Raw genomic sequence first — 24232 nt, forward strand, 5'->3', positions numbered from 1 at the left:
GCGGCCTTGGCCGAACCCATGGTGATGGGGATATCGTCGCCGGGGAACTGGTAGGACGACAGAAGTTCACGAACTTCCATTTCAACCAGCTCGAGCAATTCGCTATCGTCAACAAGGTCAACCTTGTTCATGTAAACCACCAGAGCCGGCACGCCGACCTGACGGGCCAGCAGGATGTGCTCGCGCGTTTGCGGCATCGGGCCGTCAGCGGCCGAAACGACCAGGATCGCGCCGTCCATCTGAGCCGCACCGGTGATCATGTTCTTCACATAGTCGGCGTGGCCCGGGCAATCGACGTGGGCGTAGTGGCGGTTGGCGGTTTCGTATTCGACGTGCGCCGTGTTGATCGTGATGCCGCGGGCCTTTTCTTCAGGCGCGGCGTCGATGTCGGCATAGTTCTTTGCCGTCGCGCCGCCGGACTTGGCGAGCGTGATCGTGATCGCAGCCGTCAAAGTCGTCTTGCCATGGTCAACGTGACCAATGGTGCCGATGTTACAGTGAGGCTTCGAGCGGTTGAATTTTTCCTTGGCCATTTTTCATCTCCGCCGTAGCGGACCTTCATTCGGTAGGGGGTTGTTTACAAGATTGGCGTGGCCCGTAGCACACAAAATGCCACGGGCCAATATTTGTTTTAGGCGAACTTCTTGATCACTTCGTCGGCGACGTGCTGAGGCACGGGCTCGTAGTGATCGTAGGTCATCGAGAACTGGGCGCGGCCTTGCGACATGCCCCGCAGGGTGTTCACGTAACCGAACATGTTGGCCAGCGGCACGAAGGCGTCAACGACGATGGCGTTACCGCGCATGTCCTGACCCTGGATCATACCACGACGACCGTTGAGATCGCCGATGACCGAACCGAGATATTCTTCAGGCGTAACCACTTCGACCTTCATGATCGGCTCAAGCAGCTTGGGGCCGCCCTTTTCACGCAGTTCCTTGAAGGCAGCGCGCGAAGCGATTTCGAAGGCGAGAACCGAGGAGTCGACGTCGTGGAACTTGCCGTCCGTCAGGGTGGCTTTGAAGTCGATCAGCGGGAAGCCGGCCAGAAGACCGTTATCCTTGACCGACATCAGGCCCTTTTCGACGCCCGGGATGTATTCCTTCGGCACCGCACCGCCCACGATGGCGGATTCGAACACGAAGCCCGAACCGGGTTCGCCGGGTTCAAACGTGATCATGACGCGGGCGAACTGGCCCGTACCACCGGTTTGCTTCTTGTGCGTGTAGTCGATTTCCGCGGTGCGGGTGATCGATTCACGATAGGCCACCTGCGGCGCGCCGATGTTGGCTTCCACCTTGTAGGTGCGCTTCAGGATGTCGATCTTGATGTCGAGGTGAAGTTCGCCCATGCCCTTCAGGATCGTCTGGCCCGACTCGTGGTCGGTCGAAACGGTGAAGGAAGGATCTTCCGAAGCCAGCTTGGCCAGGGCGACACCCAGCTTTTCCTGGTCAGCCTTCGACTTGGGCTCGACAGCGATTTCGATAACCGGGGCCGGGAATTCCATGCGCTCAAGAATGACAGGCGACTTCATAGGATCGCACAGGGTGTCACCGGTGCGGGTATCCTTGAGGCCGGCCAGAGCGACGATGTCGCCGGCATAGGCTTCCTTGATGTCCTGACGGTCGTTGGAGTGCATGAGCAGCATACGGCCAACGCGCTCTTTCTTGTCGCGCGTGGTGTTCAGCAGGCCCATGCCGGTTTCCATCTTGCCCGAATAGAGACGGCAGAAGGTCAGGCTGCCAACGAAGGGGTCATCCATGATCTTGAAGGCGAGCATAGCGAGCGGCTCTTCGTCCGATGCCTTGCGGGTGATCGGCTCTTCGGTCTTGTAGTCAATGCCAACGGTCGGCGGCACATCGACCGGCGACGGCAGGTAATCGACAACGGCGTCGAGCAGGGTTTGAACGCCCTTGTTCTTGAAAGCCGAACCGCAGAGGATCGGATAGAAGGTGGCGTTCAGCACGGCCTTGCGGATGCACTTCTTCAGCACGGCTTCTGAAGGCTCGTTGCCTTCGAGATAAGCTTCCATCGCCTCGTCGTCGCATTCAACGGCGTTGTCGATCAGGTACTGGCGGGCTTCCTTAGCCTTTTCCAGCAGATCGGCGGGGATTTCCATGTCGCGGTAGTTGGCGCCAAGAGCATCGTTGTCCCAGACAACGGCCTTCATGCGCACCAGGTCAACCAGACCCGACAGGGTGTTTTCCGAACCGATCGGGAACTGGATCGGCACAGCCTTGGCGCCGAGACGGTCACGGATCGATTGCACCGAGGCGTCGAAATCGGCGCCGATCTTGTCCATCTTGTTGACGAACACGATGCGCGGCACGGAGTACTTGTCGGCCTGGCGCCAGACGGTTTCGGTCTGGGGCTCAACACCGGCGTTACCGTCGAGAACGGCGACAGCGCCATCGAGGACGCGCAGGTTGCGCTCGACTTCGATGGTGAAATCGACGTGACCCGGGGTGTCGATGATGTTCAGGCGCTTGTCCTGCCAGAACGTGGTCGTCGCGGCGGACGTGATGGTGATACCACGCTCCTGCTCCTGCTCCATCCAGTCCATCGTGGCGGCGCCATCGTGCACTTCGCCGATCTTGTGGCTCTTGCCGGTGTAATACAGAATCCGTTCTGTGGTCGTCGTCTTGCCGGCATCAATGTGGGCCATGATGCCGAAGTTACGATAGTCTTCAATCTTATGACTGCGGGGCATAGGGGAGCCTCAAAAACTTGTTAAATTGCCCTGCCGCTGCGCGCTTGGGGCACGGCCGGTATATAGATCTCACTTGCAAGTATGCGCGGGCGGTTTAACGCAAACCACCCGCGCATGAAAGCAATATTTTCGCTTAAGCGAGAAGCGAACTCCCCGCCCCGTTCCGTCCTACCAGCGGTAGTGCGAGAACGCGCGGTTGGCTTCAGCCATCTTGTGCGTGTCTTCACGCTTCTTGACGGCCGTACCGCGGTTGTTGGCGGCGTCGAGCAACTCGGCGGCCAGCTTTTCGGTCATGGTGTTTTCGCCACGCTTGCGGGCGGCGTTCACCAGCCAGCGGATGGCGAGCGCACGACGGCGATCGGGGCGAACTTCGACCGGAACCTGATACGTGGCACCGCCGACGCGACGCGAACGCACTTCGATCGAAGGGGCAACGTTATCGAGGGCCGTGTGGAAGGTCTCGACAGCGGTCGCGTCCTTCTTCTTGGCTTCCAGAATATCGAAGGCGCCGTAGATGATGTTTTCAGCAACAGCTTTTTTGCCTTCGTACATGACGTAGTTCATGAACTTGGTGACGATCAGATCGCCGAACTTGGGGTCCGGGAGAACGTCGCGCTTCTCGGCGCGGTGACGACGTGACATATTTCTCTACCTTACTTAGGACGCTTCGCGCCGTAGTGCGAACGGCGTTGCTTACGGTTCTTGACGCCTTGCGTATCGAGGACGCCGCGCAGGATGTGATAACGGACGCCGGGCAAATCCTTGACGCGGCCGCCGCGGATCAGCACCACGGAGTGTTCTTGCAGGTTGTGACCTTCGCCGGGGATGTAGCAAACGGCTTCGATGCCGGACGTCAGGCGAACCTTGGCGACCTTACGCAGAGCGGAGTTCGGCTTCTTAGGCGTGGTGGTGTAGACGCGCGTGCAAACGCCGCGACGCTGCGGGCAACCCTTAAGGGCGGGCACCTTGTTGCGCTTGGGCTTGGGCTGGCGTGGCTTACGGATAAGCTGGTTAACTGTGGGCATCGTGCTCGATGGCTTTCTTCAATATGATCTGTGCCGTTTGGCCGGGCGACCATAGGGTTTCAGGAGTCTCGTGAAGAGACGGCTTGCTATTCAGGAGGCCCTTCACCAAACAAACACAAAAGCCGCAACCTGCGCTATGGAGGTTACGGCGGGGACACAGCCCCTGCATAATGATGGATCAGGACGCGCTTGTGACGGCGCACCTCGAAAATGGTTCGCGGGCTATAAAGGAGGAAAAGCCGCAGGTCAAGGCGAGAGTCTACCACCATGACAATCTAAACCAGGAAATCGGCAAGGAGTTTCCGGCCTATGCTGGTTCCACCTCAACATTCAACGACATCCGCACCGGCTATGCCGTCATCCATGAGCAGAAAGCCCAAAACAAGCTCAGGGTCTAACGACCGGCTTTCCATCGACCCAATCAAGCGGCGAAATATACAGGGCGCGGTAGCGTCGACGCGAATCCTCAATATGCCGCCAGGCATGATAGGCGATCCAGTTCCGCCCCTGGAATTCAAAGACACTCTGGTGACCGGGGCCGGACACGTCCGGCTGGCTTTTCAGAATCGGATTGTCTTCGGCGTCATGGCAGGGACCGGCAGGACCAGCGCAAACAGCATAGCCGGTGGCATACGTGTCGCTGCCATAGTCATTGGCGGCGAAGATCATGTAATAGTGTCCTTCATGCTTGATCATCTGCTCGCCCTCGACCACGCCGCCTTCCCACGACTGATCATTGGTCACCCCCGCAACCAGGGCGGGGTGACCCGCCAATTTCAGACCATCATTGCTTAAACGCTGAGCGATGATGCCGATAGGTACACCGCAGCAATTGCCATCGCTCTTGACGTATATCCACAGGTCATCGCCATCGCGGAAGGGGCTTGGATCGATCACCCCCAACTCACCGCCGCAGGTCAAGGGTGCCGACCGGGACCGGAACGGCCCCTCGGGCTTATCAGCCACGGCGACACCAACGCACAGGGTCAGGCCATCTGGCCGCATCCGTGTCTTGTGCCGGCCGGTGAAGTACATGACATATTTTTCGCCAATCTTCATGACTTCCGGCGCCCAGATATCCGGTGCGCTCGATTTTACCCAGCGCGGCAACACGGGCATAGCATCGAGCGGAGGGCTCCAGGTCTTGCCATCGCCTGAGTGCGAGACGGGCACGTTCAGCCGCTTGCCGTCATGCTTGCCATTGGTCGAATAGGCGAGCAGACCCCCATCCACCGGCAGGACAAACGGATCAGGAAAGTCGATGTCGAGCGCTGGCGTGACGGCATAGACCGGACCGGAGGCGAGACCGAGGGCTGTCGTGGCAATGAGGACAGATCGAAGCATGTATTTCCAGAGCTTTAGGTTTGGTCAGCCTATCGTTGATACGGCGCTTAGCGCCTGCGCGATATAAAGCCGGGGGATTTTCGATCTCCCGGCTTTCTTTTATTTCTTCTTGAAGGCTTTTTCGGCCTCGATGGTCATCGCTTTGATTTGCTGGGTTTCAGCCGGACGATAGGGCTTGCCATCCGGATAAAAGATGTCGTGAAACCACAGGGTCGGCGGCGCCTTGGTGTAAGGCCGCTCCCACGAATCCCACGGCATGTTGGTCTGGCTCTTGCCCAGCACAAAGCCCCAGTTGATGACACCGACATTGTATTTGCGCGCCATGGGCAGGGCGGAGTCAAAGGTCGATCCGTTGCCGCGCGCCATGTATTCCGTCATGATCAGAGGACGACCATAGGGTTGCAGTGACTTGATACGCTCCTCCAGGCCTTCCGGCCAGTCATAGCTGTGGAAGCTGATGACATCCGACTGGTCAATCTGTACGCGCTCCACGGCATTGAGGCGCCCCTTGGGCGACCAGTCGTCATTGTGCCAGACACCGGAGGTCAGCGGCTGGACGGGGTTCTGTGCGCGCGTCCAGGCAAAAACCTGCGGCAGAAGCTTGGCGACCTGAGCGGTTTTCACATCCTCAGGCAACTGGTCATAATTACCGCCCCCCCGATTATCCGGCTCGTTCCAGACGTCCCATGCCAGGATGCGGTCGTCCTTGGCGAAGGCACCGACAATGCCCTTGACGTAGGCTTCATACTTGCCCCAACTGGCTTCATCCATCAGTCCGGCACTGCCTGGCGATTGTACCCAGCCGGAATTGTGCACACCCGGCACAGGCGCGTGCTGCGTCCCCAGTTTGGGATTCGGGTCCCAGCATGAGTCGAACAAAACGAGCATCGGCTTGATATGGTGCTTAGCGGCAAGATCGAGCACGACATTGATGCGCGTCTTGAACCCTTCCGGATCTTGCTGCCAAAGCTGATCATGCAGGAAAATGCGCATGGTGTTCATGCCGATCCCTTCGGCGTAGCCGAATTCCTTGTCGATCTCGGCCGGATTGAAGGTATCGGCCTGCCACATCTCGAACTGGTTGATCGCGTCGGACGGCAGGAAATTCGACCCAACCAGCCAGCGCTGCTGACCATACCAGCTCTTGGCCTTGGCCGCTGTCCAACGCGTTGTCTCGGCGTGGGCGGGCGCATACAGTCCCTGGCTCGACAAAGTCAGGGCGCTCGCCACAACACACACTTTCATTACGGATGTCATTTTCATTCGGAATTCGTCCCTGTTTTTATAGCGTGCTGAAACGATAGATCAGCTTATTGGAATAGATTTCGCACCGATGCAGCGAGGTCGTGCCGTCCCCAAATTTGCCGGCTGAGAACTGGATGCCGGGCTAATCGGATAAACGTTCGAGACAATACCCGCTTGTCGCTAAAGACCGTCCCGACATCATGTCCTCCTTTACCTTATAAAGGTGGTACGAGAAATTCTGACCCATTTATCTTACAATTAAAAGAGGTTTGTTAGTTGGCTCTGGCGGATGGCGATTTGACCAACCACTTACGTCAACTAGACAGCCTGCTTACGTATGCGACTCGAGCGACAACGAGGCCGTCTTCCAGCCTTGTGATCGGCGCGTATCCTCAAGCGCTGTGCGTACAAGGGCTTCCATACTAAAACGCGCCGCACGGCTATCCCTGTCGGCCACAGCCTCATACACTCTCAGATGATCGGGCCAACTGTCGCGCGAGCCAATCGGATCGGAGGATTTGAACTTTGTCGACCAGGCGATAGCTGATCCTATCGAACTGTTCAGAGAGATCAGGAGTTCATTCTGTGTGCCCAGCAAGAGTTGCTTGTGAAACTCAAGGTCCGCAATACGGCCACGTTCAGTATGAAGGGTTTCTTCCTTCATGATCATCAAAGATGCGTACATCTGACTCAGTTGTTCTGGCCTGCGCCTTTCCGCCGCCAGCTCGGCGGCGGCGGGTTCATTGATCAGCCGCAACTCGAAAAGCGCCTTGATGAAGGCATCTGTCGGAGTCGTTTCAAACATCCACCCCATGACTTCGGGATCGAGCAGGTTCCAGCGCGACCGCTCGCAGACCTGAGTACCGCGCTTGGGACGGCTCTCCACCAGTCCCTTTGCCGCCAGTATGCGTATAGCCTCACGATAAGGCGTGCGGGTCGAATTGAGGCTCTCAACCGAATCGATCTGATGAGGCAGTATATCGCCAGGTTTATAGTTGCCTTTCAGGATGTCGACCGCCAGACGATGCGCCAGCGCACCGTGCAAACGTCCCTGAAAAAAAATGCCTTCGCTGGGTACGTTCCCGGCCTGATTTTTTTTATTTTCCGCTAAACTATCAGCCATGAGTCAGAATCCCGCTATCTATATTCCAGTATAACGTTAAGCCGAACCTCATAGCAAACATATGCTCTTCAACCTGCTCCAACCGCCTGATGAACGCCCTGATGCCGCAAGCTCACACACTGGAAACCCTGTCGAGCCTGGATATCGGCATCGTGGCGGTCTACATGGCCGCTATCTTTATTTTGGCGCAAAGTGTTTCGCGCGCTAAGCCCGCTGAAGCCATGACGACCGGGCGTTATTTCTTCGCCAGTCATCAACTGCCCTTCTGGGCTGTCGGCACCTCCATTATCGCCGCCAATATCTCGGCCGAACAGATCATCGGCATGTCGGGGTCAGGCTACCGAATCGGGCTGGCCGTCGCCTCCTATGAGTGGATGGCGGCCCTCACCCTGATCCTGGTTGGCAAATATATCCTGCCGGTTTTCTTCCACACCGGCGTCATGACCATGCCGGGCTTTCTTCAGCTCAGGTTTGGTTCCGGCGTTAAAAATCTCATGGCCGTTTTCTGGCTTTGCCAATATGTCCTTGTAAACTTGACCGGAATTCTGTGGCTGGGCGGTACGGCCGTCTCCACGATCACCGGGATCGACACCGTTACGGCGCTTGCCGGGCTGGGCGTATTTGCCTTGCTTTATCAGATCAGGGGCGGGCTGAGAGCCTCGGCCCAGACCGATGTAGCGCAGGTGGCCATACTTATTGCAGGCGGCCTGGTCATCCTTGCCATGACACTCTGTACGATCAGCGGAGACTGGAGCCTTGGCGGGGCTTTACAGGGGTTTGGTCATCTGATGAACCGGCATCCTGATCATTTCAAAATGATCCTTCCAAAGGAAAGCCCATATTATCACGACCTGCCCGGCATCGCCGTCCTGATCGGCGGCATGTGGATACTGAACCTGTCCTATTTCGGCTTCAACCAGTACATCGTCCAGCGGGCGCTTGCGGCCAAGTCCCTGCCCGAGGCCCAGAAAGGCATCGTCTTTTCGGCCTATCTGAAACTGCTTATGCCGCTGATCGTGGTTGTTCCGGGCATGACAGCCTTTCTTCTGGCGCCCGGACTGCCAAGAGGGGATATGGCTTACCCCACGATGATGGGCCTGCTGCCGCCTGGATTGCTTGGTCTGGTTTTCGCCGCCCTCATCGCGACCATCGTGGCTTCATCCGCCTCCAAGATCAATTCCATCGCCACGATCGTCACGCTCGATCTCGTCCAGCCGGCGTTTCCCGCCCTGACCGACCGGCACCTCATGATCGTAGGCAGAGCCACGGCGGTCGGCGCTTTATTGATCGCCCTTATCGTCGCCAAACCCCTGCTTGGCGATTTCGATCAGGTTTTCCAGTTTGGCCAGAACCTGACCGGATTTTTCGCACCGGGCATTGTGGTGATCTTCCTTCTCGGCCTCTTCTGGCGCGGATGTTCACATGCGGGCGCTCTTGCAGGGATCATCAGCGGCATCACCCTGTCCGCCTTCTTTTTCACCGCCAACCACCTGCACCAGCATCCGCAATCGTGGGGCATGGACTGGCAGTTTCTTATTCGGCATGTGCCTTTCATGCCGTTCCTCAATCGCGTCGGCTGGGTGTTTTGGATCACCCTCGCCGTCTGCGTTGGCGTGTCAAAGCTGCTTCCGGATAAGCAACCTTTTCCCGGCTGGCAGCTAACAGCCGGAACGTTCAAAACGTCCCGGTTGTTTAACCTGATGGCGCTGGGCGTCATCCTTATTCTGATCGCGCTTTACGCTGTTTTCTGGTGAGCGCTCATTGCGGCCGCATGGTGAAACTATAGGTCTGCGGCTCCATACGGACGCGATATTTGACATGAGGACGGCCATCCAGGCTCCAGCCGGTGTCCCCGCCAACGCCGGTCTGCACCAGATCGATCAGCAGGGAACCATCGCCATGAGGATGGATTTCGGATGACTTCCAGGTGCCGCGCGGGCGGATATAGAGGTCCTCATATGGAAACGCCAGGGCGTTGACCGAGAGGGGCTGATCGCCCGTGACCCTGACGCCCTGCCCGCCGTTGCCGCTGAGGCTCACCCAACGAACATCGGTCTTGTTGCCGCTTTCCTGCGGGCGGCTGTAGTCGTGATACTGATCGGCGACCTTGCCCTTGTAGAGGTCGATGGCGTAGCCGGTTTGGCGATCGATATAGGACTCCTGCGGGCCGCGGCCATACCATTCGATATCGCTCAAGGCAGGATCGGTATCGAAGCGCAGGCCCAGACGCAACGGATCAGGCAGGTCATCGCGCAACGGCGTAAAGGTCGATGTCACGTTCAGAGCCCCGTCCGGCGTCATGCGGTAGGTCGTGGACCAATGGACGGCGCCGGTGCCGAAATTATACAGCACCTTGACCGAGTCTGCGCTGACGTCCACCGAGCGGACCTGACGTTGTTCGGTAAAGGTCTTCCAGATTTTGTGCGACTTCTCCACGCCCGAGCCCTCGTCATTGTCGGTCAGGCCGCGCCAGAAGTTCGGAGAGCCGCCCTTGAGCAGGGTCTTGCCCCCGGCGCTGTAGGTCACAAGGCCCGTCTTGACGTCGACCTCAAGGGTCGCCGCAGCGGTTCTCAGTTCGATGTCATCGCCTGATTTTACCGGCTTCACCGCCACGCCCTGAGACGGTTCGGCTTCGGATTTATGCGTGATGAACTGTGAGAAACCAAGAGCCGTTCCGGCCGCCACGCCCTTGATAGCGCCTGCCTTTGCCTTGGCACGCAGGGTGACGATTTGCTCCGATCCAGGTGCGACCTTCAGCATCGGCAAAGTGATCGGCACGGCCTGAGATGTACCGGCCTTGACGTTGGCGGCATCGATGGTGCCCGATGTGACCAGATTGCCGTTGTTGGTCAAAAGCCACTCAAAATCGAAGTCCGACAGGTCCTTGAAATCGTAGCGATTGACGACCGTTAGCTGGCCCGTCGTCGGATCGCCTTCAAAGACGACCGGGGAATAGACTTTCTGCAATTCCCAGTATTCCGGATCGGGCACGCGATCGGCATTGACGACGCCATCGCCAACCACGCTGTTGTCACCACGCGCCGGGTTGACGTCAAAGCCAGACGCCCAATAGGGCCGCCCCTTGTCGTCTTTGGCGTGGACGGTCTGATCGACCCAATCCCAGATGAAGCCGCCCTGCAGCTTTTTGTAAGAACGGATAACCTGCCAGTAGTCTTCGAGATTGCCGAGGCTGTTGCCCATGGCGTGCGCGTATTCGCACTGGATCATCGGCTGGGTACGCGTCGGGTCCTCGGCCCAGTCGACCATTTTTTCGATATCGTCGTACATCGGCGCGTAGATATCGACGTAAGCGTTCGGGGCATGGCGTTCGACCAGCGTGCCCTGCCCCAGATAACTGATCAGACGGTTCGGATCGTTCTTCCGGATCCATTTCGCCGCGTTCTCGAAGTTCGGGCCCGTGCCGGCTTCATTGCCCAGTGACCAGATGATGATCGAGGGCGCATTCTTGTCGCGCTCGACCATGCGCGAAATACGGTCAAGGTGCGCCTTTTCCCAGTGCGGCTTATAACCGAGTTGAATCTCTTCGCGCTTCGGGCTGCCCAGCTTGTCGGCCGTATCCATATATTCGTGGGATTCGATATCGGCCTCATCGTAGACATAGAGGCCATATTCATCCGCCAGGTCGTACCAGCGCGGATCGTTCGGATAGTGCGAGGTGCGCACGGCGTTGACATTCGCCTGCTTCATCAGCTCGATATCCTTGCGCATCAGATCTTCGGAGATGACGCGATAGGTATCGGGGTCATGCTCATGGCGGTTGACGCCCTTGATCATGATGCGCTTGCCATTGACCCGCACTTCACCGTCGGCGATCTCAACCGTTCGGAAGCCGATCTTGCGTGAGGTGGCCGATATCAGCTTGCCCTTGGCGTCCTTGTACTCGATCACCAGACGGTACAGGTTCGGGGTCTCGGCCGACCAGGGCCTGACGTCCTTGATCGTGCCCTTCAGGATCGCCTGGGCGACACCCCTGATGGCGGATTGCGTGGTCAGGACCGCCATATCGCCGTCATAGACCGTGGCCGTCACCTGTCCTTTGGCGGGCTTGCCGGCGAATTCGGCGGCCAGTGTGAAAAGACCGTCTCTATAGGTTGTCTTATCGAGCAGCGCCGTCACGGTATAGTCGCGCAAACGTGCCTGAGGTTCGGCATAGACATAGACGCTGCGCTCGATGCCCGACAGACGCCAGAAATCCTGATCCTCCAGATAGGAGCCGTCGGCGTAACGGTAGACTTCTATGGCGATCGTGTTCTTGCCGGCCTTGACGAACTTGCCAATGTTAAACTCCGAAGGCAGTTTCGAGTCCTCGGAATAGCCGACCTTCTCGCCATTGATCCAGATGTAGTAGGCGGCGCCCGCCGCGCCGATGTGCAGGAAGATATCTTTTGCTGCCCAGTCGGCCGGCACCTCGAAGTCGCGCTTATAGGAACCGATCTCGATCATATCGCCCGGCACGCGTGGCTCGTCCGTAGGGAACGGATACTTGATGTTCCAGAATTCCGGCAGGCCATAAGCGCCATGACCTTGTGCCTGAATCATGCCCGGCACCTGAATACGGCCCCATGCCGAGGTATCATATTCCGCCTCGTAGAAGTCTGTCGGGCGGTTATCGACGCCTTTGGAATAGGCAAAGGCCCAGGTTCCGTCGAGCGAGAGATAATGCGAGGAAGCCGCCATGTCGCCTTTCAGCGCCAGTTCGCGGGTTTCATAGTTGAAGAAGGTGGCCTTCATCGGTTCGCGGTTCACGGCGACCACGTCCGGCTGCTGCCATTCGGCAAGCGCCGGCGCAGGGGCCTGCGCCAAGACGGCGGTCGCGGACAGAATGGGCATGGTGCCCAAGAAAGTTGCGCACGTCAGTACGTGACGTAGCGTGTTGCGAGATTTCATGGCGTTTCCTTTTTATTGTTTCTGCTCAAGGGATCAGGACGGCGCCTGCGTAATGACGAGGGTTGAAATGGATTGCGGCGGCACTTGCACCGACATCTCGGAAGCCGTCAGGTTGTCTCCACACAGGCGCGCCGCCTCATGCGCCGCATCCGTGACATAAAGCTCGACGTGACTGGCCTGCCCGACTTTCATGCTGGGCAGATTTTGGCGGAGCAGTTTCAGGTTTCTGGCATAGGGCCCAGCATTGACGTGGACAAACACCACGGTCTTGCCATCCGGCGACACCGCGCCGGTCGTATCCATATCCGCAACCTCGAACAGACGGTAACCCGGCCGGATATGGCGGCTGAAATTGGCCATGGCATAATATTTACGCGAAATCGTGATGGTGTGCTCGCCCTCATCGGGCACGGAATAATCCATTTTGATCAGGCCCCAGTTAGAGCTGTGCTGCGGATCGGGCGACACATTCTCAACAGCCTGCCAGAACACCCACGCCGCGGGCTTCAACTTCTTCAGGTCAAGCGTGATGCGTTCCGCCAGCGCCAGGGGCGGACGCATGTCGTCGAAGTCCTGGCGCACATTTTGCGGTGACAGGTCGTTTTCCGACATCCACAGGCGTATGTTGGATGACGAAGCAATGTCCCGCACACCGGTCTGTCCGAACGTATCATAGCTATGGACATTAAGCTGACCGATCAAGGCTCTGGTCTCAGGCGTATAGGCTTGCCAGTTCCGGATAAAGGTCAGGGAATCAGTTTCATCCATCGCCGCGACCCGCGTCTTTAGGCCAGCCTTACCCAGGGCCTTTGCGGTCGCGACAATGACCTCCTGCTGCGCTTCGGGCGTCCAGTGCGAGCCCTCCTGCGTATTCTTTGCGTGCCAGTAAGGCGTCGCCGGCTCATTCACCGGCGACAGGGTTCTGAAATGCACGCCGTGGCTCTGTTCAAGCCTGGCGGTCACGCGGACCAGATAGTCGGCAAAAGCGCTGGAGGCGCCGGGTTTGATATTGTTGTCCAGCCTGTTGTCATTGCCGGACACCAAACCGCTTTGCGTCATGAAATAGGGCGGCGAGTTGGAAAACGCCTCCAGAATAAGCGCTTTGTTATCAACACGATCGCGAATGGCATCGAGCCACCAGCGCTGGCGGGCATCGGCGGACCAGTCCCACATCGCCGCGTCGTCGGGCCGCCACCAGTCCTGACCGGAGGCGCCGGCGGGCCTGCGCCAAAAACCGGGAAGATCGGCGCCCTTGCGCAGATAGGGCCGTATATCCGGCGCATTGCCACCGCCGATATTGTAACGCGCAATGTTCCAGCGCAGTCCCTGCTCGCCATAGAGAAGATCGGCGAGCCGGTTTCTTACCGGGTCAGGATAGCCGCCCGTCACATTAGCGAACCAGGCCAGCGCCGTGCCCCATCCCTCAAATGGCTTGCCCGTGCGGGTATAGTCGGGGCGTACGTCGATATCCTGTGCGGCGGTGACGGTGGGACACACCTGCGCCATCACCGATGTGGCGCCGCTCGCTACGAGAACAGCCAGCACCCCTGCCCTGCGCAGACAACATGAGAGGCGTCCGGAAACGCGGGTCAAAGGCACGGGGATATGGCGAACCTTAACGGATGCAGCAAGCATGAGAACCAACCGAAATACGTTGTAAAAGAGCGCCAAAAAAAGCACCGATAGCGGAACGTGCCTGAGGAAACAGACTTGCGCCCCTATCGGTGCACAGGATGGAAGAGGTCAAGGTGGGCGGAATCCCGCCCGACACACACGAGAAGTCTTTCCGCCGAAATCAGGGAGCGACCCGGCGGTATTCGGCAAGGTTTGCCAAATTTCAGTCGGCCAGCCTATTCAAGCGTGAGAACCACGACAGACTTGGCCGGAAGCGTCAGCACAAGATTACCGCCTGTGATTTTCGCTTTCTTGAAATCCACCGGAACCACGACGCCGGGCGCGCCGATCGGGTTCGCCGCGTCCAGCCTGGCCGCAGTAAGAACCTGTCCCGAGACAGACTTCGCCTTGAGGGTGCCGAGATTGATCGTCAGCGCGACCTCGTCGTTCGGGCTCATGCTGGCCAGACCGATATAGATCTTGCCGTCTTTGCCACGCGCCGCCGAAGCGTTGAAGGCCGGGATGGTCTTGCCCCCCATGCTAAACTCAGGCGCCGTGATATCGAGCGGCAGGGACGTCGAATCCTGGAAGGGCACGTACATCTTGTAGGCATAGTAGGTCGGCGTCAGGGCGATTTTGTCGCCCTCCGTCAGGATCATGGCCTGCAGGACGTTGATCGTCTGGGCGATCGCCGTCAGGCGGACGCGGTCGGCGTGGTGATGGAAGATGTTGAAATTGGCCGCCGCGAGCACGCCATCACGCAGGGTATTGAGCTGGTAGAGGTGCCCCGGGTTGGTGCCTTTTTCAACGTCATACCAGGTGCCCCATTCATCAACATAAAGACCGACGCGCTTCTCCGGATCATACTTGTCCATGATGGCTGAGTGATCGGCAATGATCTTGTCCATCTTCAGCGTATTGGCAAAGGTATCCACCCAGTCCTGCTGGCTGAAGCCGGTGGCCGAGCCCTTCTTGCCCCAGTCGCCGGTCGGCAGGGTGTAATAGTGCAGGCTGATAGCGTCCATGCGACGGGCCGCCGCCTTCATCACGACATCGGTCCAGTTGGTGTCATCGGCATTGGAACCCGACGCGACGCGGATGGCCGGATTGTCGGCATTCTGGTGGAAGAAGGCGGAGAAGCGGCGGTACTCATTAGAATAGTATTCCGGCGTCATTTCGCCGCCACAGCCCCAGCTTTCGTTGCCAATGCCGATCACCGGCACCTTGAAGGGCTTGTCGCGGCCATTGGCGCGACGTTCCTGCGCCAGCGTATCATCGCCGGGCGAGGTCATATATTCGATCCATTCGCGCATCTCGGTCGGATCGGACGAGCCGACATTGATCGACACATACGGATCGGCGCCGACCTGCTCGGCAAAGTCCATGAACTCATGGGTGCCGAACTGGTTGCTTTCAGGAGAGCCGCCCCACCAGTTGTTCTTGCGCGAAGGACGCTTGTCACGCGGCCCTACGCCGTCGCGCCAGCGGTATTCGTCGGCGAAACAACCGCCCGGCCAGCGGATAACCGGCACCTTGATGTCTTTCAGCGCCATGACGACATCCGTGCGGATACCGCGGACATTAGGAATCTTGGAGTCCTCCCCTACCCAGACACCGTCATAGATGCCGCGACCGAGATGCTCGGAAAACTGGCCATAGATATAGCGATTGATCGGCGCTCCCGGCTGATCGGCCTTCAGGGCGCCTGTGGCGCTCAAAGTGCCTGCGTGCGCGCCAAGGCACCATGTGAGGGCTATAGCGGCGACCGCCAGTACGGGCAGTTTTCTGGTCATGAAATTCTCTTGGCTAGGAGATTGAAAAGCGTTGCGGGCAGAGATGAAAGAAGTCCGTGGGTGGTTTGTCAACCACCCACGGCTTCATCATGCCAGCCTATTGGTACTTGAAGCGCACCGACAGACCGTAGTAGCGGCCTTCGTCGCGGATATCGCGAACAAACCGCTTACCCGCTTCATATTCATGGAAGTTGTGGAACGGCTTAGCCAGGATGTTCGAGGCATCAAAGTTGATCGTATAGGCGTCGTTGGGCGAATAGCTGAACGAGTAGTCCAGACGATTCACGGCTTCGGTGCCCTCGCCTTCCCAGCCACCGCTGCGGTTATCGTAAGAATTGATCCAGCGCGAACGGCCGTTGTAGGATAGACGGGTAGAGATTTTACCCTTTTCGTAGAACAGGGCCAGATTATAGCTCCAGTTCGACACGCCGGGAATCTTCACCATCTGCCCTGCCCCATCGAGTTTATCCGGCAGTTCGTTGTAAGCGTCGATATAGGTCAGGTTCGCCTGAACGCCCAGACCGTTCCAGGCCCCCGGCAGGAAGTCGAGGAAGGTTTGGCCCGCAACTTCAATACCCTTGATCTTGCCAGCGCCGGCATTTTCAGGGCGCGACACTTCAAGGACGCCATAGACAGGATCATTGGTCCGAGTCGTATAGTTGTTTATGAAGCCAAACAGGTCGTGATAGAATACCGCCACGCTCGCTGAGGTATTTTGCGACGGATAGTATTCCCAGGTGATATCATAATTGGTCGAGGTCAGTGGCTTCAGGTCGGGATTGCCCGCAGATCCATAAGCATCCGCATGATCTGGGACAGGCGTATTGCCCTCTACATATTGCGAAATGCTCAGAGCCGGATTGAGCTGGCCAAAATCAGGACGCGTGCGGGTCTTGGTGATGCCCAGACGAATCTGCATGTCATCATTCGGACGGAGCCTCATGCTGAGGTTCGGCAGAACATCAATATAGTTCTGAGTGACGCTCTTCGGGACCGCCGTTTCGACATTGTCCCAGGTGACTTTGGAAACACCGCTGTACTTGCCGACCGTATGGACCACGCGAACACCGATATTACCGTCAACCTGGGAATTGAAGAATTGGGTTTCATAGCGCCCCTGAACATAGCCGGTATGCGTGGCTTCCTTGGCCGTAAAACTGCGGTACGGGTCATAGGGCATAAGGTCGGGCTGGAACTTCGCTAAATCCAAAGGGGCGTTGCCTCTTGTGGCAAGTGCGGCACGGGTTTCAGCCAGAAGGGTCTCACGGGCACCGCGAATGCCATCATACGATGGCTGGAGATAGCTGCGGAAGCCCTGCTCGCCGCCGCGGAAAGTATCCTGCGTCAGAGTCAGTTCACCCACACCTATGGAATCGAACGGAATGGCGAGCGGCAGCGTCCAGCCATAGCGGTCATTGGCTTTATAGAAGGCGTTGCGATCAGAATAGCGCACCCCGGCCTTGATCTGCTTGAAGATTCCCCAATCGGTATCATAGACCGCATCGCCACGCCACTGGATACCGTTGCCGCCAACCTTGTAGATGCTTTCATAATAGCCGCGCCAGATATAGTTCCTGGCATCGGATACATCCACGCCGACAGCTTCCCAGGCAGCGCCACCGCCACTGACATAGCTGACATTGATCGGATAGGATTGCTTGAGCGCCGAGTCGAGGCTCCATGACGAGTTCGAATAGAGGCTGTTTGTATAGGCCAGATCAGTGGAGAGCTTCAGCTTGCCGCTGGTAAAGCTGCCGCCTACCGCGATCTGCTGCGTATCGGTGCGGTCGGAGCCGGTCGAGCGGTAGAACTGGATTGGATCACCGCCCGTGTTGGTCATGCTGGCGACCTGATTGGTACCTTCCTGCATCACGACATTGGTCTTTGTACCGCTCCACAACGGTGCCATGGCCCAGTCATTCCAGTGTTCGGCGCGATAGGCCTGCCACAGGAGGTCGGCGTAAAGTTCGGTTTGATCGTTCGGGCGCCATTGCAGCGTGGCATTGGCGGACGGACGCCAGCGGTGGCCGGTATCCATATAAACGCCAACCTGGTCCGGATACCTGGGCAATGCTGGATCCGCAGTGGAATTGGCAACATAACCCGTCGCCCAGCGCACGGCGTTGCGATAGTCCTGCTCGGTGTAGGAGACGTTCAACAGCGCGCCGATCTCCCCCACACCTGTGCTCCAGCGATCGGTGATCAGCAGGTTACCGTTGGTGTTGAACTTTTCATTCTGGTCATTGTAGGTCTCGCGAATAGCGCCGTCGATTTCAAAGCCCTTGAAATCGAACGGACGACGGGTGCGGACATTGATCAGACCAGCCAGGCCCGGCTCCAGCAGATCGGCCGAGCCCGATTTATAGACTTCTATACCGGCGAGCGCACCTGACGGGAAATCCTGCAGCTGAACGCGACGCAGTTCGGCCGTCGAGATATCCCGACCGTTGACGGTTGTGGCCACATCCGGCAGGCCGCGCACCAGTACGCCGCTACCTTCGTCGCTGCCATGAGTGATCTGGATGCCCGGCAGACGCGCCAGCGATTCGGCAGCGTTCACATCCGGCAGCTTGCCAATATCTTCAGCCACGACAGCATCAATGATGGAGTCGGACTTGCGTTTGATTTGCTGGGCGGAACGCAGACTTGCGCGATAGCCCTTTACGACAACGAGTGTGCCCTGATCTTCCTTAGCTTTATTGGCAGCATCAACCTTTTCTGTAGCTTGCGCGGTCGTGGGCGGGGCGACGTCTTGCGCTACAGCAGCCCCATGCGCTGACAGCAACAGCAGCGAGACCGAAGCGAGCAAAAGAGTTTTTGATGTCATTGTTTCCTCCGTGATACGCACTACGAATTAATGCGCTTATTTTATGGCCCATATGTCCGACAATATTATTTATTTTTCAAGGGGCCAACGACTGCAAACATGAAAAAAATTTAATTATGGGTGACATGTGGTCTAAAAGAAACATTTTTTGGAATTCATCTCGCACCACTACGTGAATAATTTTAACCAATACGCTGTTAACAATGACTATATTTCACATAGCGTATAACTGGTAGCGGAAAATATTCTACAATCCTCAGTGGAGTTTGAGATATTGCATCAATAATTATAACGGCGCTTAGTGTCACCCAATAAGTTTGAGCAACGCCACAGGGAAACATTAAATACGATTTATTAGGCATATGAATACTGATCCCGACGCTCTTTCGGATGAAAACCATCTTCGACCAGACTTCTGACTTCAGAAAATCGCACCCCACATCGCGAATCGGAATTGCGTTTCCGTGACAGACGGCCTCGGGATTGCAATCGCCTGCCACATCTCCGGGCTTAAGATCGCACATGGCTCGGGCAGCTCAGCGTCCTGCGCTTATAGTGCCCGTCGTCAAAAGTTGACGTGACGGTCGTCGCGTTCACAGAATGACGGCAAGCCCCGTCTGGGCCCAGCGCCTCCATAGCAAAGGCACCACAAAATAGCAGCTGAGCGACCATCCTCTGGTCATGACGAAGGGAGCGATGGATTAAGGCTCGAAATTTTGCATATCCAGTAATTTGTTAAAGCCATCACCAGCAGCTAGGCGTCGACAAGCGGCCCGATCGCGACAGGTATGCCAAAATCGGGCATGCCAACCGCCTTATAACGGATCATCTGGACGCGGGTATGACAGTTGGGATCAAACAGCGGACCCCCGTCAATGTCACGATAGTCGCGGGCGTGATAACGCGGCAAGCGCTGACTACCTGCGCGACTTCATCAAACGCGAACTACCGGGGTTTCTCACACGCGACGCCGACAAGGCTTTGTTTGACGATCTGATCGGTCCGGACCAGGCAGCGAAATAGGCCAGCACCCTGAACCGATAACGTCAGGTTATAGCGGCCTCAGGTACCGGAATTTTGCGTTGAAGAAAGCACACAACAATCGCCTGGGTTAGTCCCAGTCGTTTAACCGGCCATCTCCCCCACCCACGACAGCGAGGACACTATGCCGTGAACGGTGAGGACCGCGCGGGTACGTTGCCTCAACCGCTTATTGCATATACAAATGCGGGAGCGGTCGGAGGGATTCATGAAGTTATTCGCGGCTCTTTTTATGGCGTTGGCAATTTCCACGGTGCCGGCCTTGGCCCAAGCCGATCCGCTGGACGATCACGATGCTGCTGGGAATTTGCGTGAGTTCATTATCGACTACCTGAAGCGTCACGCCGACCCTTCATTTCCTGAGGATCGCACCATAAAAGTGGCGATCGCGCCGACTTCCTTGGGACCACGGGCCCCACAAGGCTACGTTATCTACATTAGAAGTGGCAGTTGGTACGGCAGCGGCGGTTGCCACACCCCTTGATCGTAACCAAGGTAGGTGGTCGCTTCCAACCACTTAGCCTTATAGGCGGAACGGAACTGCCAATACTGTCCGAGAAACCACGGGGATACAACGACCCTGAACTGGTCGCAGCCGTCCGGATCTACCCCGCTATAGGACAGAATGAGACCGTGGGTTCGGCGCAAGCGACGCTGACGCGGCGGGGCGACACCCATGAAAATGGCTGAACCGGAGCGAAACCCCAAAGGTAACTGAGGTTATCGCAGAATCTCTTTCGGAGCGTACTTTAGGCCCGGTTTGTGAGAGGGCAATCATTCCATTAGATCGTCTTTGCGGTGGAGATCGACCGGATCGAGGTCATAGTCGATAAGATCGCCGGGACTGCATTTGAGGGCTGCACAAAGGCGGGTGAGGGTCGCAAAGCGTATGCCGCGCACCTTTCCCGACCGAAAGAGCGACAGCTGAGTTTCGCTCAATCCCACTTGCAGAGCGAGCTGCTTGCCAGTCATCCCGCGACGCATGAGTACGGTGTCGAGCGTGATGCGGATCGGCATCAGATAATCTCGTCCAGTTCGTGGCGCATCGCAACCGCGCGAGCGAACAGGCCAGACAGCACCACGAGAAGCAAGCCCACCAGACCAATTGTGATCGCCGGCGGATCGAAAGCCGCAAAGGCGCCGTGACGAAACCCGCCTAGGACTCGCCCCAACCAAGGGCTGATGAAAACGCTTGTGACGGCTCCGCCCGCCAACGCGAACCCCAGTCGGGATAGTGACACCGGCAGCACCTGGTTGAATAACTCCCCACTGGCGATCCGGGCAAAAGCGCGGTGCATCGTCCAGATCGCCGACAGGTAAAAGAGCATCGACAGCCGGTACGACAGCCAGAAACCCAAGGCAGAAACCTGGTCATCCGCCCGTACAATCATCGCCGCCTCGATCGCCAGCGCGAGGAGAAGCATGCCAAAGAGTGTCAGCGCCAGTCGTGTGAGCCATCGGCTGCGGCCTTGAAGAACCCTTATATCATCTTGCATAATTTAACCTTGACTTAAATCGACAATCTGGAGTTCTTTAACTCAGAGATAAATATTTAAAAAGGGTAAATCGGTGCTGGCGATTGAAACCGAGCATTTAACCAAGCGCTACTCCGGGCGAACCGTGGTGGACGATGTGGCGCTACGCGTGCCGATGAGGTGCGTTTATGGTTTTCTTGGGCCTAACGGGGCGGGCAAGACGACGACGATGCGGCTGCTGCTTGGCTTGCTGCGGGCGGATGCAGGGACGATCCGGTTGGTGGGACGTGACCTCGCCCACAGGCGACGCGATGCGCTTGCCCAAGTGGGCGCCTTTGTCGAAAGCGCATCGCTGTACGACCATCTCACCGGCTACGCCAATCTCGACACCACACGGCGTCTGCTCAATCTGCCACAAGGCGAGATCGACCGTGTGCTGGAGATCGTGGGCATGCGCGATGCCGCAAGGGCTCGGGCTGGAACTTATTCGCTTGGCATGAAGCAGCGGTTGGCGCTGGCCCGCGCGCTGCTCGGAGCGCCCAAATTGCTATTGTTGGATGAACCGACCAATGGTCTTGATCCCGATGGCATCAGGGCCATGAGATTGCTGATCCGCGCCTTACCCGAACAGATCGGAGGCACTGTGTTCGTGTCCAGTCATCTGCTCAACGAAGTGGAACATATCGCTGATCACGCCGGCATGATGCGGGATGGCCGCCTGGTCGTGCAGGACGAAGTCCGGATGCTGCTGGGTGGAAGCGCAACGGTCGCGATGACAATCAATGAAGCGGAAGCGGGCGCGGCTTTGCTAAGAGCGCGGAGCATGGATGCTGCCGCGTTGGACGATCAGACGATCCGTCTGCGTTGTCAGGACGGTGCGCTGATCCAGCAAACCGCGATGGCAAACCGTATTCTGGTAGAAGCGGATTTTATGGTGTCAGCGATTGTGCCGCATGCGCGCACACTGGAGGATGTTTACCACGACACCCTGACTTCGGCGACGTCCGACTATAGGAGGCCCGCATGATCGCCATATTGCAGGTTGAGATTCGCAAACTGAACGGTTCGCTGGCGTTGCTGCTGGCCGTTCTTGCACCCGCGTTACCAGGTCTGTTGGCAGGATTGTCATTGATATCGGCCGACCGTGCGCCACAATGGGGATCGATCTTTACCAGTTTCGTGCTGCCAATCTGGAGCTTATTCCTGTTGCCGATGGTGGTGGCGGCTTTCACCACTCTGGTGGGGCAGATAGAATATCGCGCTCGGGGTTGGGATCACCTTCTGGCTCTGCCCATCGCTCGATGGAAGCTATTTTTAGCCAAAGCGATCGTCGTGCTGGCCGCAACCGCAACGATGACGCTGCTGGTTCTGCTATTCGCCTGGGTGGGCGCATCGATCGGCGGAGCGATCAGTGGTCATGCCCCGTTGGGGGCGTTGCCTTGGGCAAAGCTGGCGCGAACCGTTTTGCTGTTACTGGCGGGCACCACGATGCTTGTCGTGATCCAGCTCTGGGCCGCACTGCGCTTCGCCAGCTTCGTCATACCACTGGTCGTCGGCATCTGTGGTACGTTGGTGGCGATGGCGGTCGCGATGACACGCACCGATCAGGCGGCATGGTTTCCATGGGTTCTGCCGCTGAAGATCCTGTCTGCGCCGGACCCGGTTCATTACGCACTATTTGGCGGGATAGGGGGCCTTATCCTGCTGGCTATCATGATCGGCGACCTTGGACGCCACGACTTCAGATGAATTATGGTTGTTCACTTCGCTTTTCGGCGTTCCAGCAATCGCCGCCATCCTCACGCATCTCTCCTGCGGGACTAACAAAGCGATAGAGCGTCTGACGGGTGATGCGTCGCATCGCATCCAAACACGACCCTTTTTCGCACACTAATCCGTCTTGGGTTTTGTCAAATACAAAGCCAAAAAACTGATTTATTTGGCATTTATGGAATAGCCAAGTGAAATTTCGACGCGAAGTAGGGTGGGATTTGGATGCGATTTTACAAGCGAGGCCAATGCATTTTTCTACGGCTTCAACTAAATCGAAAATGACGCCGAGAGCCGTCAGGTTTTCGTTCGCTTTTTGTGCTAGATCGCTAGATCTTGAGCTTAATAAAATCAAAGAATTAGGCTTTACCGTCGCATCGTTTTAACGGCGTGCGTGTGCACATTGGGCTGGCCGCCAACGTTATGCAGCGCTATGCCATTGATTTTATTGTATTAAAAGTTTGGTTGCGGGGGCCAGATTTGAACTGACGACCTTCAGGTTATGAGATAGCTGAAAACGCGCTTTTTTCGTCCGTAGATGTCCGCAACTGTATTGTAGTACATTGTTTTAACTTATCTTTATTGACATTTTGCGCCGTCGCGATACGCTTCTGTCCACGCCTTCTTTTCGTTCAAGTGGTAGCTATGCGGTAGCTGCGGGAGTTTGACGACATGACAAAACTGACCAAGCGCGCGGTGGAATCCGCTGCCGTCCAGGACAAGACCTATTGCCTGTGGGATGACGAACTGCGCGGCTTCGGCCTGCGTATCTGGCCGACCGGTCACAAGGTCTATCTGGTCAAGTGCCGGGTCAAAGGACGACAGCGCTTTATCACGCTGGGACCACATGGCCCGATCTCTCCTGAACAAGCCCGGAGCCGGGCGTACAACATCCTGTCAGAAGCGAAGAACGGTCGTGATCCGGCCTTCGAGCTCGATCAGATGCGCAAGTCGCCGACCGTCAAGGCATTGTGCGAACGCTTCATGCGTGACCACGTCGCCGTGCGCTGCAAACCTCGGACACAGGCGGAATATCAGCGCAATGTCGATCTGTTCATCTGAGGTGGTCCCCGAAAACTGGACAGCTGGCTTAGATATAATCTTGCCCCTATAGTGGCCACCGGCCAAGGGGTTTAAATGAAGAATATCCGCAAGAAACACAGTCCTGAGTTTAAGGCGAAGGTGGCGATGGCTGCCCTTCGTGAGGAAGGCACGGTGTCTGAACTGGCCAGTAAGTACGGCGTCCACCCGAGCCAGATCAATACCTGGAAGAAGGCAGCCCAGGACGGCATGGCTGCCCTGTTTGAGGGCGACAAGAAGGCTGCAAAAAGCGAGGCGGCCGATAAAACCAAGCTCG

General features: G+C 57.3%; 22 protein-coding genes. 7 read left to right on the plus strand and 15 right to left on the minus strand.

Annotated features, from left to right (window positions below; translation table 11 throughout):
* The 4 genes from B060_RS0121190 to rpsL form a co-directional block, all read right to left on the minus strand.
* On the minus strand, positions 1-533 hold a 533-nt coding region (locus tag B060_RS0121190; RefSeq protein WP_018083100.1), incomplete at its 3' end, for a GTP-binding protein.
* Between the two features lie 98 nt (positions 534-631).
* Positions 632-2710, minus strand: a complete 2079-nt coding sequence (fusA, locus tag B060_RS0121195; RefSeq protein ID WP_018083819.1) for an elongation factor G — start codon at positions 2708-2710, stop codon at positions 632-634.
* A 168-nt stretch (positions 2711-2878) separates the two neighbouring features.
* Positions 2879-3352, minus strand: coding sequence for a 30S ribosomal protein S7 (gene rpsG, locus B060_RS0121200; protein WP_018083820.1), 474 nt, complete (start codon positions 3350-3352; stop codon positions 2879-2881).
* 11 nt (positions 3353-3363) lie between these two features.
* On the minus strand, positions 3364-3735 hold the full coding sequence (gene rpsL, locus B060_RS0121205; protein WP_018083821.1) for a 30S ribosomal protein S12: 372 nt from the start codon (positions 3733-3735) through the stop codon (positions 3364-3366).
* Between the two features lie 170 nt (positions 3736-3905).
* Here rpsL and B060_RS0121210 point away from each other — a divergent pair, with 170 nt between their 5' ends.
* Positions 3906-4133, plus strand: coding sequence for a hypothetical protein (locus B060_RS0121210; RefSeq protein ID WP_018083822.1), 228 nt, complete (start codon positions 3906-3908; stop codon positions 4131-4133).
* Here the strand turns inward: B060_RS0121210 and B060_RS0121215 are convergent.
* From B060_RS0121215 to B060_RS0121225, 3 genes are all read right to left on the minus strand, one after another.
* Entirely contained in the window at positions 4123-5079 is a 957-nt protein-coding gene (locus B060_RS0121215; protein ID WP_018083823.1) for a glycoside hydrolase family 43 protein, read from the minus strand. The two genes, B060_RS0121210 and B060_RS0121215, sit on opposite strands and share 11 nt — an antisense overlap.
* Before the next feature lie 99 nt (positions 5080-5178).
* Positions 5179-6324 carry a cellulase family glycosylhydrolase gene (locus tag B060_RS0121220; RefSeq protein WP_018083824.1) on the minus strand — a complete coding sequence of 382 codons (1146 nt, stop codon included), beginning with the start codon at positions 6322-6324 and terminating at the stop codon, positions 5179-5181.
* Between the two features lie 331 nt (positions 6325-6655).
* On the minus strand, positions 6656-7447 hold the full coding sequence (locus tag B060_RS0121225) for a FadR/GntR family transcriptional regulator (RefSeq protein ID WP_018083825.1): 792 nt from the start codon (positions 7445-7447) through the stop codon (positions 6656-6658).
* A 101-nt stretch (positions 7448-7548) separates the two neighbouring features.
* Between B060_RS0121225 and B060_RS0121230 the strand changes: the two genes are divergently transcribed.
* A complete protein-coding gene (locus B060_RS0121230; protein WP_026173043.1) occupies positions 7549-9201 on the plus strand; it encodes a sodium:solute symporter family transporter in 1653 nt (550 codons plus the stop codon).
* 4 nt (positions 9202-9205) lie between these two features.
* On the opposite strand, the gene B060_RS0121235 is transcribed toward B060_RS0121230, so the two are convergent.
* The 5 genes from B060_RS0121235 to B060_RS26860 form a co-directional block, all read right to left on the minus strand.
* Positions 9206-12298, minus strand: a complete 3093-nt coding sequence (locus B060_RS0121235; protein WP_236621680.1) for a glycoside hydrolase family 2 TIM barrel-domain containing protein — start codon at positions 12296-12298, stop codon at positions 9206-9208.
* A 90-nt stretch (positions 12299-12388) separates the two neighbouring features.
* On the minus strand, positions 12389-13990 hold the full coding sequence (locus tag B060_RS0121240) for a glycoside hydrolase (RefSeq protein ID WP_236621681.1): 1602 nt from the start codon (positions 13988-13990) through the stop codon (positions 12389-12391).
* Positions 13991-14205: 215 nt separating this feature from the next.
* Positions 14206-15762, minus strand: a complete 1557-nt coding sequence (locus tag B060_RS0121245) for an alpha-N-arabinofuranosidase (protein ID WP_018083829.1) — start codon at positions 15760-15762, stop codon at positions 14206-14208.
* 97 nt (positions 15763-15859) lie between these two features.
* Positions 15860-18589, minus strand: a complete 2730-nt coding sequence (locus tag B060_RS0121250; RefSeq protein WP_026173044.1) for a TonB-dependent receptor — start codon at positions 18587-18589, stop codon at positions 15860-15862.
* 754 nt (positions 18590-19343) lie between these two features.
* Positions 19344-19499, minus strand: coding sequence for a hypothetical protein (locus tag B060_RS26860; RefSeq protein WP_018083831.1), 156 nt, complete (start codon positions 19497-19499; stop codon positions 19344-19346).
* Between the two features lie 339 nt (positions 19500-19838).
* On the opposite strand from B060_RS26860, the gene B060_RS0121260 reads away from it, so the two are divergent.
* Entirely contained in the window at positions 19839-20114 is a 276-nt protein-coding gene (locus B060_RS0121260) for a hypothetical protein (protein ID WP_155847945.1), read from the plus strand.
* A gap of 290 nt (positions 20115-20404) precedes the next feature.
* On the opposite strand, the gene B060_RS0121265 is transcribed toward B060_RS0121260, so the two are convergent.
* Positions 20405-20647, minus strand: a complete 243-nt coding sequence (locus tag B060_RS0121265; RefSeq protein WP_018083833.1) for a helix-turn-helix domain-containing protein — start codon at positions 20645-20647, stop codon at positions 20405-20407.
* A complete protein-coding gene (locus tag B060_RS0121270) occupies positions 20647-21126 on the minus strand; it encodes a DUF2975 domain-containing protein (protein ID WP_018083834.1) in 480 nt (159 codons plus the stop codon). Before B060_RS0121270 ends, B060_RS0121265 begins: the two co-directional genes overlap by 1 nt.
* 73 nt (positions 21127-21199) lie before the next feature.
* Between B060_RS0121270 and B060_RS25485 the strand changes: the two genes are divergently transcribed.
* Both B060_RS25485 and B060_RS0121280 read left to right on the plus strand, forming a co-directional pair.
* Entirely contained in the window at positions 21200-22132 is a 933-nt protein-coding gene (locus B060_RS25485; protein WP_018083835.1) for an ATP-binding cassette domain-containing protein, read from the plus strand.
* Positions 22129-22854 (plus strand): ABC transporter permease, encoded by a 726-nt coding sequence (locus B060_RS0121280; protein ID WP_018083836.1) that lies wholly within the window; start codon positions 22129-22131, stop codon positions 22852-22854. The genes B060_RS25485 and B060_RS0121280 overlap by 4 nt, the downstream gene beginning before the upstream one ends.
* Before the next feature lies 1 nt (position 22855).
* Here the strand turns inward: B060_RS0121280 and B060_RS27455 are convergent, their stop codons facing one another.
* Positions 22856-23230 carry a hypothetical protein gene (locus B060_RS27455; protein ID WP_157405695.1) on the minus strand — a complete coding sequence of 125 codons (375 nt, stop codon included), beginning with the start codon at positions 23228-23230 and terminating at the stop codon, positions 22856-22858.
* 317 nt (positions 23231-23547) lie between these two features.
* Between B060_RS27455 and B060_RS0121285 the strand changes: the two genes are divergently transcribed.
* Both B060_RS0121285 and B060_RS0121290 read left to right on the plus strand, forming a co-directional pair.
* Positions 23548-23937, plus strand: coding sequence for an Arm DNA-binding domain-containing protein (locus B060_RS0121285; RefSeq protein WP_018083837.1), 390 nt, complete (start codon positions 23548-23550; stop codon positions 23935-23937).
* Positions 23938-24012: 75 nt separating this feature from the next.
* Positions 24013-24232: IS3 family transposase (locus tag B060_RS0121290; RefSeq protein ID WP_018083838.1), on the plus strand; the 220-nt coding region annotated here is incomplete at its 3' end.

The sequence above is a fragment of the Asticcacaulis benevestitus DSM 16100 = ATCC BAA-896 genome, assembly GCF_000376105.1.
In the GTDB taxonomy this organism is placed as follows: Bacteria; Pseudomonadota; Alphaproteobacteria; order Caulobacterales; family Caulobacteraceae; genus Asticcacaulis; species Asticcacaulis benevestitus.

Excerpts from the sequence above, each read along its gene's own strand:
- fusA (WP_018083819.1), bottom strand. The coding sequence starts at position 2,710 with ATGCCCCGCAGTCATAAGATTGAAGACTATCGTAACTTCGGCATCATG.
- rpsG (WP_018083820.1), bottom strand. The coding sequence starts at position 3,352 with ATGTCACGTCGTCACCGCGCCGAGAAGCGCGACGTTCTCCCGGACCCC.
- rpsL (WP_018083821.1), bottom strand. The coding sequence starts at position 3,735 with ATGCCCACAGTTAACCAGCTTATCCGTAAGCCACGCCAGCCCAAGCCC.
- B060_RS0121210 (WP_018083822.1), top strand. The coding sequence starts at position 3,906 with ATGATGGATCAGGACGCGCTTGTGACGGCGCACCTCGAAAATGGTTCG.
- B060_RS0121215 (WP_018083823.1), bottom strand. The coding sequence starts at position 5,079 with ATGCTTCGATCTGTCCTCATTGCCACGACAGCCCTCGGTCTCGCCTCC.
- B060_RS0121220 (WP_018083824.1), bottom strand. The coding sequence starts at position 6,324 with ATGAAAGTGTGTGTTGTGGCGAGCGCCCTGACTTTGTCGAGCCAGGGA.
- B060_RS0121225 (WP_018083825.1), bottom strand. The coding sequence starts at position 7,447 with ATGGCTGATAGTTTAGCGGAAAATAAAAAAAATCAGGCCGGGAACGTA.
- B060_RS0121230 (WP_026173043.1), top strand. The coding sequence starts at position 7,549 with ATGCCGCAAGCTCACACACTGGAAACCCTGTCGAGCCTGGATATCGGC.
- B060_RS0121235 (WP_236621680.1), bottom strand. The coding sequence starts at position 12,298 with ATGCCCATTCTGTCCGCGACCGCCGTCTTGGCGCAGGCCCCTGCGCCG.
- B060_RS0121240 (WP_236621681.1), bottom strand. The coding sequence starts at position 13,990 with ATGCTTGCTGCATCCGTTAAGGTTCGCCATATCCCCGTGCCTTTGACC.
- B060_RS0121245 (WP_018083829.1), bottom strand. The coding sequence starts at position 15,762 with ATGACCAGAAAACTGCCCGTACTGGCGGTCGCCGCTATAGCCCTCACA.
- B060_RS0121250 (WP_026173044.1), bottom strand. The coding sequence starts at position 18,589 with ATGACATCAAAAACTCTTTTGCTCGCTTCGGTCTCGCTGCTGTTGCTG.
- B060_RS0121260 (WP_155847945.1), top strand. The coding sequence starts at position 19,839 with ATGAAGTTATTCGCGGCTCTTTTTATGGCGTTGGCAATTTCCACGGTG.
- B060_RS0121265 (WP_018083833.1), bottom strand. The coding sequence starts at position 20,647 with ATGCCGATCCGCATCACGCTCGACACCGTACTCATGCGTCGCGGGATG.
- B060_RS0121270 (WP_018083834.1), bottom strand. The coding sequence starts at position 21,126 with ATGCAAGATGATATAAGGGTTCTTCAAGGCCGCAGCCGATGGCTCACA.
- B060_RS0121280 (WP_018083836.1), top strand. The coding sequence starts at position 22,129 with ATGATCGCCATATTGCAGGTTGAGATTCGCAAACTGAACGGTTCGCTG.
- B060_RS0121285 (WP_018083837.1), top strand. The coding sequence starts at position 23,548 with ATGACAAAACTGACCAAGCGCGCGGTGGAATCCGCTGCCGTCCAGGAC.